The organism is Subtercola sp. PAMC28395, assembly GCF_018889995.1.
Taxonomy (GTDB): Bacteria; Actinomycetota; Actinomycetes; order Actinomycetales; family Microbacteriaceae; genus Subtercola.
In genome coordinates this window covers 2,242,340-2,258,482 of the sequence record NZ_CP076547.1, presented here as the reverse complement: position 1 = coordinate 2,258,482, position 16,143 = coordinate 2,242,340, and the positions used below count along the sequence as shown (strand labels likewise).

The 16,143-nt window shown below is 64.1% G+C and carries 14 protein-coding genes; 6 read left to right on the top strand and 8 right to left on the bottom strand.

Annotated features, from left to right (window positions below; translation table 11 throughout):
- Window positions 1-13: 13 nt before the first annotated feature.
- Entirely contained in the window at window positions 14-505 is a 492-nt protein-coding gene (gene def / locus KPL76_RS10435; protein WP_216333123.1) for a peptide deformylase, read from the bottom strand.
- Window positions 502-3,900: a pyruvate carboxylase gene (locus tag KPL76_RS10430; protein ID WP_216333121.1), complete on the bottom strand. Its 3,399-nt coding sequence runs from the start codon at window positions 3,898-3,900 to the stop codon at window positions 502-504. The genes def and KPL76_RS10430 overlap by 4 nt, the downstream gene beginning before the upstream one ends.
- Before the next feature lie 89 nt (window positions 3,901-3,989).
- On the opposite strand from KPL76_RS10430, the gene KPL76_RS10425 reads away from it, so the two are divergent.
- Window positions 3,990-4,814 carry a ParA family protein gene (locus tag KPL76_RS10425; protein WP_216333119.1) on the top strand — a complete coding sequence of 275 codons (825 nt, stop codon included), beginning with the start codon at window positions 3,990-3,992 and terminating at the stop codon, window positions 4,812-4,814.
- Between the two features lie 266 nt (window positions 4,815-5,080).
- Here the strand turns inward: KPL76_RS10425 and KPL76_RS10420 are convergent, their stop codons facing one another.
- The 3 genes from KPL76_RS10420 to KPL76_RS10410 all read right to left on the bottom strand — a co-directional run bounded on the left by KPL76_RS10420 (window position 5,081) and on the right by KPL76_RS10410 (window position 7,083).
- Window positions 5,081-5,626: a MerR family transcriptional regulator gene (locus KPL76_RS10420; RefSeq protein ID WP_205109127.1), complete on the bottom strand. Its 546-nt coding sequence runs from the start codon at window positions 5,624-5,626 to the stop codon at window positions 5,081-5,083.
- Window positions 5,627-5,809: 183 nt separating this feature from the next.
- Window positions 5,810-6,463 carry a MerR family transcriptional regulator gene (locus KPL76_RS10415; protein WP_253202241.1) on the bottom strand — a complete coding sequence of 218 codons (654 nt, stop codon included), beginning with the start codon at window positions 6,461-6,463 and terminating at the stop codon, window positions 5,810-5,812.
- 95 nt (window positions 6,464-6,558) lie between these two features.
- Window positions 6,559-7,083 carry an FHA domain-containing protein gene (locus tag KPL76_RS10410; protein ID WP_216333115.1) on the bottom strand — a complete coding sequence of 175 codons (525 nt, stop codon included), beginning with the start codon at window positions 7,081-7,083 and terminating at the stop codon, window positions 6,559-6,561.
- A gap of 146 nt (window positions 7,084-7,229) precedes the next feature.
- Between KPL76_RS10410 and KPL76_RS10405 the strand changes: the two genes are divergently transcribed.
- The 3 genes from KPL76_RS10405 to KPL76_RS10395 are packed head-to-tail and all read left to right on the top strand — an operon-like array spanning window position 7,230 to window position 9,850.
- Window positions 7,230-8,054, top strand: a complete 825-nt coding sequence (locus KPL76_RS10405) for a DUF1295 domain-containing protein (protein ID WP_216333113.1) — start codon at window positions 7,230-7,232, stop codon at window positions 8,052-8,054.
- Between the two features lie 18 nt (window positions 8,055-8,072).
- Window positions 8,073-8,957, top strand: a complete 885-nt coding sequence (locus KPL76_RS10400; RefSeq protein ID WP_216333111.1) for a DUF3097 domain-containing protein — start codon at window positions 8,073-8,075, stop codon at window positions 8,955-8,957.
- A complete protein-coding gene (locus KPL76_RS10395; protein WP_216333109.1) occupies window positions 8,957-9,850 on the top strand; it encodes an aminodeoxychorismate lyase in 894 nt (297 codons plus the stop codon). Before KPL76_RS10400 ends, KPL76_RS10395 begins: the two co-directional genes overlap by 1 nt.
- A 140-nt stretch (window positions 9,851-9,990) precedes the next feature.
- On the opposite strand, the gene KPL76_RS10390 is transcribed toward KPL76_RS10395, so the two are convergent.
- On the bottom strand, window positions 9,991-11,586 hold the full coding sequence (locus KPL76_RS10390; RefSeq protein ID WP_253202002.1) for a trypsin-like peptidase domain-containing protein: 1,596 nt from the start codon (window positions 11,584-11,586) through the stop codon (window positions 9,991-9,993).
- A gap of 259 nt (window positions 11,587-11,845) precedes the next feature.
- Between KPL76_RS10390 and KPL76_RS10385 the strand changes: the two genes are divergently transcribed.
- Together KPL76_RS10385 and KPL76_RS10380 are read left to right on the top strand one after the other, a co-directional pair.
- Window positions 11,846-13,435, top strand: coding sequence for a hypothetical protein (locus KPL76_RS10385; protein ID WP_216333107.1), 1,590 nt, complete (start codon window positions 11,846-11,848; stop codon window positions 13,433-13,435).
- A gap of 108 nt (window positions 13,436-13,543) precedes the next feature.
- Complete coding sequence (locus KPL76_RS10380) at window positions 13,544-13,912, top strand: RNA-binding S4 domain-containing protein (RefSeq protein WP_216333099.1); 369 nt, start codon at window positions 13,544-13,546, stop codon at window positions 13,910-13,912.
- 67 nt (window positions 13,913-13,979) lie between these two features.
- Here KPL76_RS10380 and KPL76_RS10375 read toward each other — a convergent pair whose 3' ends face one another.
- Together KPL76_RS10375 and KPL76_RS10370 are read right to left on the bottom strand one after the other, a co-directional pair.
- Window positions 13,980-14,747 (bottom strand): 3-methyladenine DNA glycosylase, encoded by a 768-nt coding sequence (locus KPL76_RS10375; RefSeq protein ID WP_371733893.1) that lies wholly within the window; start codon window positions 14,745-14,747, stop codon window positions 13,980-13,982.
- A gap of 279 nt (window positions 14,748-15,026) precedes the next feature.
- The gene (locus KPL76_RS10370) at window positions 15,027-16,070 is read right to left on the bottom strand and encodes an FtsX-like permease family protein (RefSeq protein ID WP_216333097.1); all 1,044 of its coding nucleotides are present in this window, start codon (window positions 16,068-16,070) and stop codon (window positions 15,027-15,029) included.
- Window positions 16,071-16,143 lie beyond the last annotated feature (73 nt).

Below are 16,143 nucleotides of genomic sequence, written 5' to 3'. Positions count from 1 at the left end.
AGCCGCCTCGGCGTCAAAACCAGTCACTCTCGCGTACTTGGCGCATCGCGTCGCGCCTGGTCTCCTTCTCGAGCCTGTCGAGGTAGAGCATTCCGTCGAGGTGGTCGACCTCATGCTGCAAGGCCTGGGCCAGCACTCCCGTGCCCGAGATCTCGACTGTGTTGCCATCGAGATCGAGGCCGACGGCGGTTGCTGAGGGATACCGCTTGGTCTTGAACCAGAGGTTGGGCACCGAGAGGCAGCCCTCGTCCATGTACTCCGGCTCACCCGAAAGCTCGGTGATCCGCGGATTCAGGAGATAGCCCACCTCGCCGTCGACGTTGTAGCTGAACGCCCGCAGGTTCACACCGATCTGCGACGCTGCCACACCTGCACGCCCCGGCAGGAGCACGGAGTCGACCAGGTCGGCGACGAGCGCGCGTACCCTGTCGTCGATCTGTCCGATCTCGTCGGAGACCGTCTTCAGTACGGGGTCACCGAAGATGCGGATCTCTCGCACGCTCACTCAACCACCACCAGGAGATCGCCGGCTTCGACCTGCTGCGTCGTCGGAATGGCGAGCCGGCGCACCGTACCCGCAACCGGCGACGTGATCGCTGCCTCCATCTTCATGGCCTCGATGGTCGCGACAGCATCTCCGATCGCCACCGCGGTACCCTCCGCGACCTTGAGCGTGACGACCCCGGAGAACGGCGCAGCAACGTTGCCCGGCTTCGACTGGTCTGCTTTCTCTGCCTGAGTGGCCGTGACCGTGACACTGAGGTCGCGCACCGAGACAGGCCGAAGCTGACCGTTCAGAATTGTCATCACCGAACGCATGCCCTTGTCGTCGACCTCGCCGATGGCTTCCAGCCCGACGTGCAGCCGGACTCCTCGGGAGATCTCGACCACGCGCTCCTCACCCTGAGACAGGCCGAAGAGGTAGTCGGCCGTGCTGACGGTCGACAGATCTCCGTAGGTCTCACGGATCTGTTCGAACTGGGCTGTCGGGCCGGGGAAGAGCAGGCGGTTGAGGGTGCTGCGCCTCTCAGCAGAAGTGCCGCCGAGCAATTCGTGGTCTGCCGCACTGACCTCGGCGACTCCGATCTTGACCGTCTTGCCCTCGAGCGCCTTGGTTCGGAACGGTTCCGGCCAGCCACCGGGAAGGTCACCGAGTTCGCCGGCCAGAAAACCGATCACTGAGTCGGGGATGTCGTAGTTGCCCGGGTTCTCGGCGAAATCGACGGGGTCGGCTCCGACGGCCGCGAGGTGGAGGGCGAGGTCACCGACCACTTTCGATGACGGAGTCACCTTGGGAATACGGCCGAGGATCTGGTTCGCGGCAGCATAGAGGTCTTCGATCTGTTCGAAGTGGTCTGCGAGACCGAGAGCCTTGGCCTGCTGGCGGAGGTTCGAGAGCTGGCCGCCGGGAATCTCGTGCTTGTAGACGCGGCCAGTCGGCCCCGGCAGGCCGGATTCGAACGGACGGTACAGCTCGCGGACGGCCTCCCAGTACGGTTCGAGGTCGGAGACCGCCTGCAGGGAGATCCCTGTGTCGCGCTCCGTGTGCGCGAGGGCGGCCACCAGAGCAGACGCAGAGGGCTGACTCGTTGTTCCCGACATGGGCGCACTGGCCACGTCGACCGCATCAGCGCCCGCACGGCTGGCCGCGAGCAGCGTGGCGAGTTGCCCGCCCGCGGTGTCGTGGGTGTGGACGTGAACCGGCACGTCGAAATTCTCACGGAACGCGGTGACGAGTTTCTCTGCGGCAAATGGTCGCAGAAGCCCCGCCATGTCTTTGATGGCCAGGATGTGGCAGCCGGCGTCGACGATCTGCTCAGCCAGACGGAGGTAGTAGTCGAGGGTGTAGAGGTTCTCTGCCGGGTCGAGGAGATCACCTGTGTAGCAGACCGCGACCTCCGCGATGGTGGTGCCGGTCGACAGCACCGACTCGATCGCGGGCCTCATCTGGCTGACATCGTTCAGCGCATCGAAGATCCGGAAGATGTCGACGCCGGTCGACGCCGCCTCGCGCACGAAGGCGTCGGTCACCTCCGTCGGATAGGGCGTGTATCCGACCGTGTTGCGGCCGCGCAGCAGCATCTGCAGGTTGATGTTCGGCAGGGCCTCGCGAAGGCTCGCCAGGCGTTCCCACGGGTCTTCGCCGAGGAAGCGCAGGGCGACGTCGTAGGTGGCCCCTCCCCAGGCCTCGACCGAGAGGAGTTGCGGGGTCAGACGGGCGACGTACGGAGCCACCTCGAGGAGGTCCTTGGTGCGGACCCTGGTCGCGAGAAGCGACTGGTGGGCATCCCGGAACGTGGTCTCTGTCACCGCAAGCGCGGTCTGGGCCCGGAGTTCGGCAGAGAAGAGTGTCGGGCCGAGTTCGAGAAGCCGCTGGCGGGAGCCGTCTGGCGCTGGTTCGGTCAGGTCGATCGCTGGCAGCTTCGTCACCGGTTCGACTGTGCCGACCCGTTTGCCGTTGGGCTGGTTCACCGTCACCTCGGCGAGCCAGCTCATGATCTTCGTTCCTCGGTCTTGCGACACATGGGTGGAGAACAGCTGCGGGCGTTCGTCGATGAACGAGGTGCTGAGATCGCCAGCGACGAAGGCCGGGTCGTCGAGCACCGCCTGGAGGAAGGGGATGTTCGTCGACACGCCGCGGATGCGGAACTCGGCCAGTGCACGCTTCGCGCGGCGCACGGCCGTCGGAAAGTCGCGACCCCGGCAGGTGAGCTTGGCCAGCATCGAGTCGAAGTGCGGGCTGATCTGCGCGCCAGAGGCGACAGTGCCCCCGTCGAGCCGCACTCCGGCCCCACCGGGCGAACGATAGGTCGTGATCTTTCCCGTATCCGGCCGGAACCCGGCGTTCGGGTCTTCGGTCGTGATGCGGCACTGCAGGGCCGCACCGCGCAACACGATCGTGTCCTGCGTCAGGCCGAGTTCGGCGAGCGACGCCCCGAAGGCGATCAGCATCTGCGACTGTACGAGGTCGACGTCTGTCACTTCTTCGGTGACCGTGTGCTCGACCTGGATGCGGGGGTTCATCTCGATGAAGACGTGTTCCCCGGCGCGGTCTCCCACCGTGTCGACCAGGAACTCAACCGTGCCCGCGTTGATATAGCCGATCGACTTGGCGAATTTGATCGCGTCGGCGTGCAGGGCATCGCGCAACTCGTCACTGATGTTCGGGGCCGGCGCGATCTCGATGACCTTCTGGTTGCGACGCTGCACAGAGCAGTCGCGTTCGAAGAGGTGCAGGGTGCTTCCGTGGGTGTCGGCGAGGATCTGCACCTCGATGTGCCGGGGCCGGAGCACAGCCTGCTCGAGGAACATCGTCGGGTCACCGAATGCGCTGTCTGCTTCGCGCATGGCGGCGTGCAGCGCCTCGAGAAGGTCGTCACGTGACTCGACGCGGCGCATGCCACGGCCACCACCCCCGGCGACAGCCTTGGCGAACAGCGGGAAACCGATTCGCTCGGCACCGGCGAGCAGTTCATCCACATCTTTCGATGCCGGGGTGGAGCGCAGCACCGGCACGCCGGCCGCGATCGCATGTTCTTTCGCAGTGACCTTGTTGCCCGCCATCTCGAGAACGCTCGTCGGCGGCCCGATGAACGTGATTCCGGCCGCCGCGGCTGCCGAAGCCAACTCCGGGTTCTCCGACAGGAAGCCGTACCCGGGGTAGATCGCGTCTGCGCCACTCTCTTTGGCCACGCGGATGATCTCGGTTACGTCGAGATAGGCACGAACCGGATGCCCGATCTCACCAATCTGGTACGCCTCGTCAGCCTTCTGTCTGTGCATCGAATTGCGGTCTTCGTAGGGGAAGACCGCAACGGTCTTGGCCCCGAGTTCGTATGCTGCGCGAAAGGCGCGAATGGCGATTTCACCACGGTTGGCGACCAGAATCTTGGCGAACATGGAGTCCTTCCTCAGAGCTGCGTGGCATCCATGCGGCACACAGGAGACGGTTAGGTTCTCCCAGCCTAGTGAAGGTAACGTAGACGATTGTGCATGTACTCAGCGTTAGCTCACTCAAGGGCGGTGTCGGTAAGACAACCGTTACCCTCGGTTTGGCTTCGGCGGCCTTCGCGAAGGGCCTGCGCACCCTCGTTGTCGACCTCGACCCGCAATCCGACGTCTCGACAGGCATGGACATCAACGTCGCCGGCCATCTGAACGTGGCCGACGTTCTGGCCTCGCCCAAGGAGAAGATCGTGCGGGCGGCCATCGCGCCCAGCGGGTGGACGAAGGATCGCGGGGGCACCATCGATGTGCTCATCGGATCGCCGTCTGCGCTCAATTTCGACGGGCCCCACCCGAGCATCCGTGACATCTGGAAGCTCGAAGAAGCTCTCGCAACCGTCGAGAACGACTACGACCTGGTACTCATCGACTGCGCCCCCTCTCTGAACGCACTCACCAGAACCGCGTGGGCCGCCAGCGACCGCGTCGCCGTCGTGACCGAACCCGGGCTCTTCTCCGTAGCCGCAGCCGACAGGGCCCTGCGGGCCATCGAAGAGATCCGTCGCGGGCTCTCGCCCCGGCTTCAGCCTCTCGGCATCATCGTGAACCGCGTGCGCTCCCAGTCACTGGAGCACCAGTTTCGCATCAAAGAACTTCGCGATATGTTCGGCCCGCTCGTGCTCAGCCCGCAGCTTCCCGAGCGAACCTCGCTCCAGCAAGCCCAGGGTGCGGCGAAACCGCTGCACGTCTGGCCCGGCGAAGGCGCGCAGGAGATGGCCCGCAACTTCGACCTGCTGCTCGAGCGTGTCATGCGCACCGGCCGCCTGGGCGACTACGCCGACGCCGTGAAGGCACCCGCAGAGCGCTGACTGAGCCCACTGTGACCGCAGCCGGTTGAGTAGCTCCACCGGAACGTAGCGCAACCTCCGCGGTAGCGTAGCGGTACCTCCGGGGGGTAACGGAATTTCCGGGGGGGGGGGTAACGGAACCTCCGGGGGCGTAGCGGAACCCACATGCAACCGGCGTCGCTAAAGCAGCTCCGCGCCCCAACCCGACGAGTGAGCGTCAGGCATACGTCACGCGCTCTGGAGCCTGGACCCTGAGCCTTGACCCTGAGCCTTGCCCTTGAGGGGTGTTACGCGCTCCGAGCAGCGCGACGTGCAGCCAGCTCGTCCATCGGGTCTGCAACGTCGGTACCGAGTTCGACGAGGCTGGATTCGACCTCGCGAAGGACTTTGCCCACGGCGATGCCGAAAACTCCCTGGCCTCGGCTGACGAGGTCGATGACCTCGTCGTTCGACGTGCAGAGGTAGACACTCGCCCCGTCGCTCATCAGCGTGGTCTGGGCGAGGTCGGTGACGCCGGATTCCCGCAGCTGTTCGATAGCCGTGCGAATCTGCTGAAGTGAGATGCCGGTGTCGAGAAGGCGCTTCACCAGCTTCAGAACGAGAATGTCACGAAACCCATAGAGTCGCTGCGAACCAGACCCAGCGGCTCCACGCACTGTGGGTTCGACCAGGCTGGTGCGTGCCCAGTAGTCGAGCTGGCGATAGGTGATTCCGGCCGCACGAGCGGCGACTGCACCGCGATAGCCCGCCGCATCGTCGAGTTCGGGCAGGCCGTCGGTGAAGAGCAGGCCCTGGTCGAAACGAGCTTGCTCGCCATGGACGTGCTCAGTCATTGTTGTGCCCTTCTCAATTCGGCCGGCAACGAGTTCACCACACCGAAATTCCACTCATACGCCACGCTAGCGAGGTGCGTGCCAGCGATCAACGACATTCGACGATCTCCCCCGGCGTGTCGCGCCCCCGCGTGCATTTCACACGCATTTCACCCGGCGTTGTTCGCGCCGTGACAGTCCAGCTTACGGCGCAAGTCGTCCCAGTGCCGAACGAATCAGACTTGTTCGCACCAGCTCGAGCTGCTGGGAGATCTCACTGGCCCGCTCGGCGACCTGCGCCCGGCTCGACACGGTGTTGCGGCGAGCCACGGGTACCAGAGCACTCTCGATGAGCCCGACTTCGCGATCCGCTGCTGCACGGAAGCCCCTGAGATGGCGTGGCTCGATGCCGACACGCTGCAGTTCTACGAGCGCCTTGAAGACCGCGAGGGCGTCGTCGCCATACGTCTCGGTTGCAGGGAGGAGAGAAGCGCTGATGGCATCGTTCAACAGCCCGGTACTGCCGTGCGACTGTTTCACGAGATCGTCTCTGGAGTATCGCCTGGCACCACCGAGCATCGATGGTACGGTCGCTGTCGTTGCTCCGGGCATCACCGGATTCAGACCGGCATCCACGTCGGCGAGGTACTTCTTGATGACGTTGAGCGGCAGGTAACAGTCACGCTGCATGGCCAGGATGAGTCGCAGGCGCTCAACGTCGGCTTTGGCGAACTTGCGGTAGCCCGACTGTGTTCTCGCGGGAGTAACCAGCCCACGTTCTTCGAGGAACCGGAGCTTCGACGGAGTCACGTCGGGAAACTCTGAAGTGAGGATCGACAGGACCTGGCCGATGCTCAGTAGCGCGCCAGCGCCGCGGGCGGGCGGCGCCGACCGGGCTGAAGACGAACTTGTTGAGGTGGATCGCGCTGACGACGATCGGGAGGCGGCCGGCACTAGCTGGCGGAGTGTGCCACGACATCGCGGCGCGAGGGGTAGAACGTGAGACGGAACTTGCCGACCTGGATCTCCGAGCCATCGCTCAGCAGCGCGTCGTCAACCCTGACCCCGTCGAAGTACGTGCCGTTCAGCGAGCGCAGATCACGAACGACGAAGGTGGTGCCCGACCTCGAGAACTCGGCATGGCGGCGCGAAACCGTCACATCGTCGAGAAAGATGTCGGCTTCAGGGTGCCTGCCGACCGTCGTGGTGAGCTTGTCGAGCAGAAAGCGGGCCCCAGCATTGGGGCCCCTCCGCACGATCACCAGCGCCGAGCCAGAAGGAAGTGCGGCTATCGCGTCGCGTTCCTCGGGAGAAACGCCGCCTTCGAGCGCTGCGAGTTGCGCCGCGAATTCCCCAGTGAGGTTCAGAGTGGTGTCGTTGACAATGGTCTCGTGCGCACCTGATGCGCCCCGTGTTATGCGCTCTGAACGCGATTCGCGGTCTAAACCGGACTCATCCAAGCCAAATTCCGTGGGCATAGCCGAACCTCCTTACTTCCTCCCAGCGTAGCCGATAGCGCTGGGGCAAAATCCAGCCGTTCACGCAACTCAGCGGTAACTCTGCAGCACCTTTCGGCCAGATGAGGGGGTTCTGGCGGAGGGATCTGTACGAGTACTGTGTGGGCATGGGTCCCCTCGGCGTGTGCCTGATCGTGAGCGCAGCAGTCTGCGCAGTCGTGTGGATCCTGTCGGTGGCGACGCGCGAGTATTCGTGGGTCGACCGCCTGTGGTCCGTAGTGCCTGTTGCCTACGCGTGGATCTTCGCCGGCGCCGCAGGGTTCACGGATGCCCGGCTCACAGTCGTCGCCTCGCTCATCACTCTCTGGGGCATCCGTCTCACCTTCAACTTCGCTCGCAAGGGCGGCTATCGCGCCGGAGGCGAGGACTATCGCTGGAAGGTCCTGCGCTCTCAGATGCCTCCCTGGCGGTTCCAGCTCTTCAACGTGTTCTTCATCACGCTCTACCAGAACGTGATCCTGCTGCTCATCACCCTGCCGATGCTCACGATGTTCACCCACCGGGGCACGGAGTTCGGCCCGCTCGACCTGGTCGCCACCGTCGCCTTTCTCGGCTGCCTGGTCGGGGAGACCGTGGCAGACCAACAGCAATGGCTGTTCCAGCGGGAGAAAGCCAGAACGCTGGCCAGCGGCAATGTTCCGGCCCGTGGTTTCCTCACGACGGGTCTCTTCAGTGTGTCGAGGCACCCCAATTTCTTCTTCGAACAGTCCCAATGGTGGGTCGTCTTCTTCTTCGGTTGCATCGCCGCCGGTTCGATCTGGCAGTGGACCATCCTCGGTGCCGTGCTCCTCACCACGCTGTTCCTCGGGTCGACCAGGTTCACCGAGGCGATCAGCAGTTCGAAATACCCAAACTATGCGCTCTACCAGGCACGCACATCGGCGCTCATTCCCTGGTTCCCCAAGCGAGGTGCCGCGGCTGAAACAGCATGAGCCTGTAACGTCGTCGAGGTGACATTCGATCGATATGGTTCAGACGTTCTCGCCGACTTCTCACGGCGGCCGGCACGAAAGCCTGTCGCCTCGCAGGAGGCTCAGGCCGGCCTGGTCTTCGAAGACGTGGCCAGCGACTTCTGCGGCTCAGTGACGCACGTCGAGGGCAAGATGGTCGAACTCGAAGACCGTCACGGGCGCCGCCGCATGTTCCCGCTCGGCGGCGGTTTTCTGTACGAGGGCACCCCGGTCATCCTGATCGCCCCCGGGGTGCAGTCGCCACAGCCCCGCGCTGCGCGCACAGCATCAGGGTCGATCAAGGCACCGGATGCCCGGGCTCGCGTCGCGCGAGCCAGCCGCATCTTCGTCGAAGGTCGCCACGATGCCGAACTGGTCGAGAAGGTCTGGGGAGACGACCTGCGCTCCGAGGCCGTCGTCGTTGAGTATCTCGAAGGAGTCGATCACCTCGACGAAGTGTTGAAGGATTTCGCTCCCACCGCCGAACGCCGGGTCGGTGTTCTGGTCGACCACCTCGTCTCCGGTTCGAAGGAGAGTCGCATCGCCGACTCTGTCATGAGATCCCAGAAGCCGGGGTCGGTCCTGATCGTCGGCCACCCCTACGTCGATGTCTGGCAGTCGGTCAAGCCGGGCCGTCTGGGCCTTCCTGCGTGGCCCGTTGTGCCGAGATCGATCGAGTGGAAGCACGGGATCTGCGAAGCACTCGGCTGGCCGCATGCCGAGCAAGCCGACATCGCTGCAGCCTGGCAACGAATCCTGGGTAGGGTTCGAACGTACACGGACCTCGAACCCGAGCTCCTCGGCAGAGTGGAGCAGCTCATCGACTTCGTGACGGCGCCTGTTGAGGCAACGACAGTGCACACGACCCGGAATGGGGGCCGCTGATGCAGAACGAATTCTCGCCAGCCCTGCTTGTGCTGCGCGACCCTCTCGGATCGGGGTCAGGTGAGTCTGGGTCAAGGTTTGACGCAGCAGATCCAGACGCCCTCGTTGTGAGCGCACTCGATCTGGGCGTGACCCGGGGCGACGGAATCTTCGAGACGATCACGGTCGTGAACGGCATGCCCCAGGCACTGGATGCCCATCTGCACCGTTTCGCACGTTCAGCAGGAATGCTCGACCTGCCTACTCCCGCGCACGAGACGTGGAAGAAGGGCGTGTTCGCCGCCGTCGATTCGCGTCCGACAGTCGACGAGGCATTCGTGAAACTCGTCTACACGCGCGGAATCGAAGGTTCGGGCATCCCTACCGGCTGGGTCTACCTGCAGCAGAGCCCAGACTTCACCGCTGAACGCACCGAGGGTATCAGCGTGGTTCTGCTCGACCGGGGCTATTCAAGCTCGGTGCAGCGCACCTCACCGTGGCTTCTCCAGGGCGCCAAGACGCTGTCGTACGCCATCAACAAGGCCGCTGCGCGTGAAGCACAGCGTCGCGGCGCAGATGACGTCATCTTCGTCAGCAGTGATGGGTACCTGCTCGAGGGCCCGACGGCCACGATTGTGCTGAAACTCGACGACCGCTTCGTCACCCCGCGCACCGAGAGCGGAATCCTGCCTGGCACCACCCAGCAGAGCATCTTCGAGATCGCGGCGGTGAATGGATATCGCACGGCCTACGAGATGCTCACACCGGCCGATCTTCGGCGTGCCGAGAGCTCGTGGCTCGTCTCGAGCGTGCGCAACGCCGCTCCCATCCGCGAGATCGACGGTGAGGCTCGGCCCTTCGACGCCGGACTGACCGAGGCGATCAACGCAGGATTGGCTGCCCGGACAATCTGAGGGTTCGGTCGCCTGAACAGCAGAACGGCAGCTCCCCTGAACGGCAGAACGGGCCATCGGCAGCATTTCTGCGTGCCGATGGCCCGTTCACACCAGAGTCGGCCCACTTGCGGGCCCTGCCGGTGTTGCGGATCCGCGGTCTAGGCGACGGGGCCTTCTACGAGTGTCACGGAGGCGGAGTGGCTCGCGCCGTTGGCGTCTGTCCAGCTGATCGTCACCGAATCACCGGGGTTGTACGACTTCATCGTCTTCGTGAGGGTCGAGCCGGAGTCGATGGTCGTGCCGTCGACCTTGGTGATCGTGTCGCCGGCGACAAGCCCTGCTGTTGCTGCCGGGGTACCGTCGATGACGCCGGCCACGGTTGCGCCGGCCACGGTGGAAGTACTGCCACTGGAGCCCCGGGATCCGAGCCCCGAGGAGCCTGTTCCCGATGTCGCACTGCCGATCTGCACCCCGAGGAAGGCCGGGTATCCGATGGTGACGTTGCCGCTCTCGGTGCCCGATTCGATCTGCTTCGCGATCTTCAGTGCGGTATTGATGGGAATCGCGAAGCCGGTGACAGTCGCGCTGCCGCTCGATGCAGCAGTGTCGATGCCGATGACCTCGCCCTGCGCGTCATACAGGGGCCCGCCGGAATCACCGGCCTGGATGTCGGCTTCGATCTGGATCATTCCATCCAGCGTTTCGCCGGCCGCACTCCCCTCAGCCTGTGTCGTGACCGACTGGTTGAGACCGGTGACTGCACCAGCAGCCGCAGAGAGACTTCCGGTGCCGCCGGCATTGCCGACTCCGGTGACGGCGTCGCCCACAGCAACAGAAGAAGAGGTGTCGAGGGTGGCTGTAGTGAGCCCCGACGCGCCGTCGAGTTTCAGCACGGCGACGTCGTCGACGGCGTCGGTGCCGACGACCTTGGCCGTGTAGGTCTTTCCCGTGGTCGCAATCGTCACCGAGATACTCGTCGAGCCCTCGACAACGTGGTTGTTGGTCAGAATGGTGCCGTCAGAGCTCAAGATGATTCCGGTGCCGGCCGCAGCTGCATTCTGATAGTCGAGCTTTGTGTCGATGAGCACGACGCCCACGGCTTGGGCGTCGGTTGCGGCTGTCGCCGAGTCTGTGGCCGTGCCCGAGCCCGAAGCACTGCCCGAACCGTCGTTGCCCTGACCGAAGCCGAAGCCGTTTCCGGAGCCATACCCATTGCCGTACCCATTGCCATGTCCAGGAGAGGTTGCGCTGCCTCCTGAGCTGGTGCCCCCACTGCCAGCACTTCCCGACCCGGTGCCGCTGTCACTTGTGACCGGGCGATCAAGCGTCGACGTCGACGATGATGCTGCCTGAATGGCAAGAGGAACTCCGACGGCCATCGTCACACCGACACTGACGCCGGCGATGGCGATCGCAGCGGCCGCTGCACCCAGAATCAGAAAGTTGCGCGGTCGCCAGATGCGGTGCTCGTGCGAATACTGCTGCTGCGAATCCGCACTCGCGGTCTGCGACCACTCCTGTGGGGTGTGCTCAGCGGGCCTGAACCCGGAAACCGGCTGAACTTCTTGGATCGGGAGCATCTGCTGTACAGGCTGAGTCGGCTGGATCGGCAGTGTCGGGTGGACGGGCTGAATCGGCAGAGTCGGCTGGTCAGCCTGAATCGGCTCGATCTGCCCTTCGGGCTGTGATGCGCTGGCGTTCGGCTGCGTGGCGTCGCCGGCTGACTCCGGCTGCTCAGAATCGGGGGTGTGCATGTTTTCCTCTCGGCTGCCCGCTGTGGGCTGTGCAGACAACACAACTCCCGAACCTTATGAACGAGCTATGTAGGGCGCTTGCGAAAGCTGGGAGTCGCCTTCGCGCTTGCTGTGCCACGAAGACGCTCGAGTTCTCAGCTGCCTCGGTGACTCCCTCATACGGCTCACGTTTGTCTCATCAGTGTCGGCGACTACTCTGGTTTAACGACGGTCACCACCGAAATCTTTGACGACATCTGGAACACCCACGAGGAGCACCATGACTGACGACTCCACGCCCGACATCACGACCGACTCCACACCCGAGATCGAAGTCGCCCCAGCATCCGACTTCCAGCCCGAATCCGAAGCCGCCCCACCATCCGACTTCCAGCCCGAATCCGAAGTCGACCCCGGACCCGACAGCGGCTACGTGCTCACCCGCCGTGACCGAACAGCCGTGATGTTCATCGACTGGGCCGTGAAGTTCGGCACTCCCGACTTCCAGCAGCGCTATCGCCCTGTCACCGATGAGCTCTTCACCCACCATTTCATCGACCCCACAGCAAAGCCGGCATTCGTGCCACCCGCGTTGGCCAGCGTTGAGGAACTCGATGCAGAGAGCGACCCGTTGGAGATCATCCGGTCGCATCTCGGCCTGGTTGTCGACGATCGTCGTGCGCGCGACAAAGCACGGCTCGACGCATTGGAGCACTACGAGACAACGCGCCAGGAGCTTTTGACGCTCAGAACTCACTCCACAGACGTCGAAGCCCAACTCGCCGATACTGCCGAACGGCTCCAGCTCGCCGAATCCCAGGTCACCTCGCTCAGCCGCCAGCTCGAAGACGACATCTCCGGCCTTCACTCCACACACCAGGCAGAGCTGGCAGACACGAGCGCACGCCACGCATCGACGATCGCCGAGCTCACCGCCGAACGGGATGCAACGGTATCGGAGCTCTCGGCACAGCGAGACGCGACCGTCGCCGATCTCACGGCACGCAACGAGGCCGAGGTGTCAGCCATCAGGCAACAACTCGAGACCGACACCGGCGCGCAGCGAACCGAACATGAGGCCGAGATCGCCGGGCTCCTCGCCGCGCACGAAGCCGCCCTTGCATCGCTGGCCAACGCTCATCAGAACGGTGTCGACGAAGCGGATGCCCGGCACCAGAGTGCCGTCGCGGCGATGGAGACCGAACACCGCAACGCTCGTGAGGAGCTCCAGGCCAAGCTGGCTGAAGCCGTCGCCGCCGCTGCCGCCATCACGGTCCAGCTGAACGAGGCTCGCCTCGAGGCGGGTTCCCTCACTGCCCAGCGCGACCGCGCTGTCGCGGCCAGCTCCGAATGGCGCAGCCGGGTCCAGACCATGGTCGCTGGCCTCTCGGGCTCAGCGTCTGTCGGCGAGTGGTCGAACACGAATGCATCGGATGACCGGCTCATCGATTTCGTCGAGCAGACCCTGCTCACGCTGAGCTCAGAACTCGAACTCGCCCGTGCCACCCTCGACGAGATCGAAGACGTGGCGAATGCCCAGCTGGTCGACGAGACAGAGACCGGGGACTACGCCATCGGCGCCAACGACGCGGCTGTCCTGGTGCTCAATTCGCTGTACGGGGGTAACGACGACACCGGCGACACTGACGACACTGACGACACTGACGACACTGACGGGACCGAAGCTCCCAGCGAAAGCAATGCTGGCACTGGCACTGGCACTGGCACTGGCACTGGCAGCGGCAGCGGCAGCGGCCACTCCCCCTCCCCCGCCCCCGTCGGACCGCTCGCGCACAGCGAAGACGCAGACGCCGAATTCGCGAAGGATCTCTCTGATGACGTCGATGTCGAATACACATCGCGCTCATAGCGACGTTTACCGGGGTCTGGGCAGAGTGTCACTGCCGTTCGCGGCGACCCGAGCCATCGGACTCCTGTTCGTGTGCTGCCTGTGACCGGAGCTCCGGGAGATGCCGGTGTGTCCAGTGCCCGCATCGACAGCTGGGCATTTGCCGTTCGGCTGTTCAAGACCCGGTCCGCAGCCACGACCGCCTGTCGCGCAGGCCACGTCCGTGTGAACGGCGAGCGGGTGAAGGCCGCGCAGGCGCTGCACGTCGGCGATGAAGTGCGCATCCGCGCCGCCGGCTTCGATCGCATTGTGGTCGTCGCTCGACTGGTCCTGAAGCGGGTGGGAGCTCCCGTGGCCGCTGAATGCTTCGTCGATCTGACACCACCACCACCGCCACGTGAGACCATTGCTCTCGTCGCCGTGCGCGATCGGGGCGCCGGGCGACCCACCAAGCGTGAACGCCGCGAGCTGGACAAGCTTCGCGCCCTCGACGAATAGACCCCTCGACTAACAGACCCATCGACGAAAAGTCCCGTCGGCGAACAGCCCCCTCGACGACGAGAAATCACTCAGCTGTCGCGAAACTCTCTGCTCGCGCGATCGAATCGACAAGGCGAGTACGCAGAATATTCGATCGGGCGGCGAAGTCGTGCTGGAACGTGGAATATTCGGCTTTGCCCTCCGCTGTTTCGATACGGATGGCACTGAGCCCAAAGCTCGAGACGTCGTACGGCGACGCTCGCATGTCGACCTGCCGAATCTCCCGGGCGAGTTCGAACGAGTCGAGCAACAGCACGCCGGGAACAATCGGGCCGAGTTTGATTGCCCATTTGTAGACATCCATCCCTGCGTGCAGGCACCCGGCCTGTTCGAAGGACTCTTGGTTCTCTCTCGACGGCAGCAGGCTGTTCCTGCCTCTCGCCTCGGGTGTGAAGAAGCGAAACGCGTCGAAATGGGAGCAACTGATGCGATGGGACTCGACGACCTTGTCCGTCTGTTCTGCCGTCAGTCGCAGGGGAATGGATTCGTGCCGCACGTGGCCATCGGCGACCTTGTAGACCATCGCCCATTCATGCAGGCCGAAGCAACCGAACTGGGCTGGGCGCAGAGCCGTTCGCTGCATGAGACGCGAAATGAACGCGATTGACTGCGCCCGGGCTTCGAAGAGCTGTCTGGCGTCGACCATCAGATCAGTACCACGGCTCTGCCTGTACCACTTCCATTCCGCGCGATCGAGACCCGCTGCTCCTTCGAGGCGTACACCAGCACCGGGATGCCATCGGCGCAGGAGCGCCGGCTTGAACGGGTAGTACGTGAACATGAAGTCATCCACGGCGTGAGTCTCACCCACACTGCGGCGTTCCCTCCAGCCCGACGTCAATGCGTCGGCACGCTCCTGGTGCGCCAACTGTGCTGCCTCCAGCTGCGCTTCGCTGAGTCGAATCTCATCCGCTCGAATCTCATCCGCTGGAATTTCACCCGCCCGAGTTTCATCGGTTCGAATTTCACTCGCCCGAATATCACCCGCCCGAATATCGCTGACCACGAAATCCACCCTACGCCACCCCTTTTCCCGCCCTTTCACGTCTTGCAGTCCCTGCTCCCCTTCTGGTCAGGGCACACGAAGCTCACGAAGCGGCTCCCGGGTCGATGCGATCAGTGCAGGAATGACCGCTGCACCGAGACTCGTGACGAGAGCGAGCACGACAACGGCGGTGCAGAAGGCAGGGGACGGCACAGGACTGCCCTGCATGACGAGGAGCGCCAGGGCCACCACGCTGCCGACGATCGAGCCGGCCATAGCCTGTAGGCCGACGGTTGCGAGCAGCAGCCCGATGACCAGTCTGCGAGAAGCACCGAGAGCGCGTCGGCGACCGAAGTCCCTTCTTCGCATCAGGACAAGGCCCGAGAGAATCATGGCCACGAGAGCCGCGCCGACAAGAAACACCACCAGCACAAAAGCGTGGCCGAACACCCCGAGTTGGGAGCCGACTCTCTCACGAAGCTGAGCCAGTTGTTCGCCAGAGGTGACCGTGACCTTGGTGGCGTCGTCGACAGCAAGAAGCGAACTCACCGTCGAGGTGAGGGCCTCAACCTGCGCTGCTGTTGAAGCGATGACGATGAGTACCGAGACCGGACGAGGATCAGCGATCGACGGTTCAGGCACCAGAACGGCCGGGCCGACGAAATCGAGATACTCGGGCAGCGGCACAGAACCGATCACGTCGACGTTCTCGTCACTTTGGACGTCTCTCACAACGCCGACTCCGTCGCGCAGGCCGAGAAGCCGCCTTGCGTCGACGGTTGTCACCGCCCTTCTGGATCCGGGTGGCACCACGCCGGGGCCGCCGATGCCCATGATTGGCCATCCGGTACCATACGCAGGCCGAAGCGCGACTCTTGTGCCTCCTTCGATGGCGGCATTCGTCACATCGCTCGCGGGTCCCAGCGCTCCGATCCATTCGACTCCATGCAACGGTGCCAGGCGGTCGAGTACTCGGGTGTCGAGGCCCGATGCCGCCTCTGCACGCACCAGGAGAATACGCGTTCCCACGTGGTCGATGTTGGCCAGCACCGCATCGCTTTCGGCGATGTTGCGCCCGGTCGTGAGCATCACCGTGAAACACAGCGTCGCAACGACTCCGACTGTCGTCATCGAAACGACTCGCAGGCCGAGCATGGATGCAATCGCCTCACGAAGAAGAGCGCCGGCGCACCGAAGCGCCGAG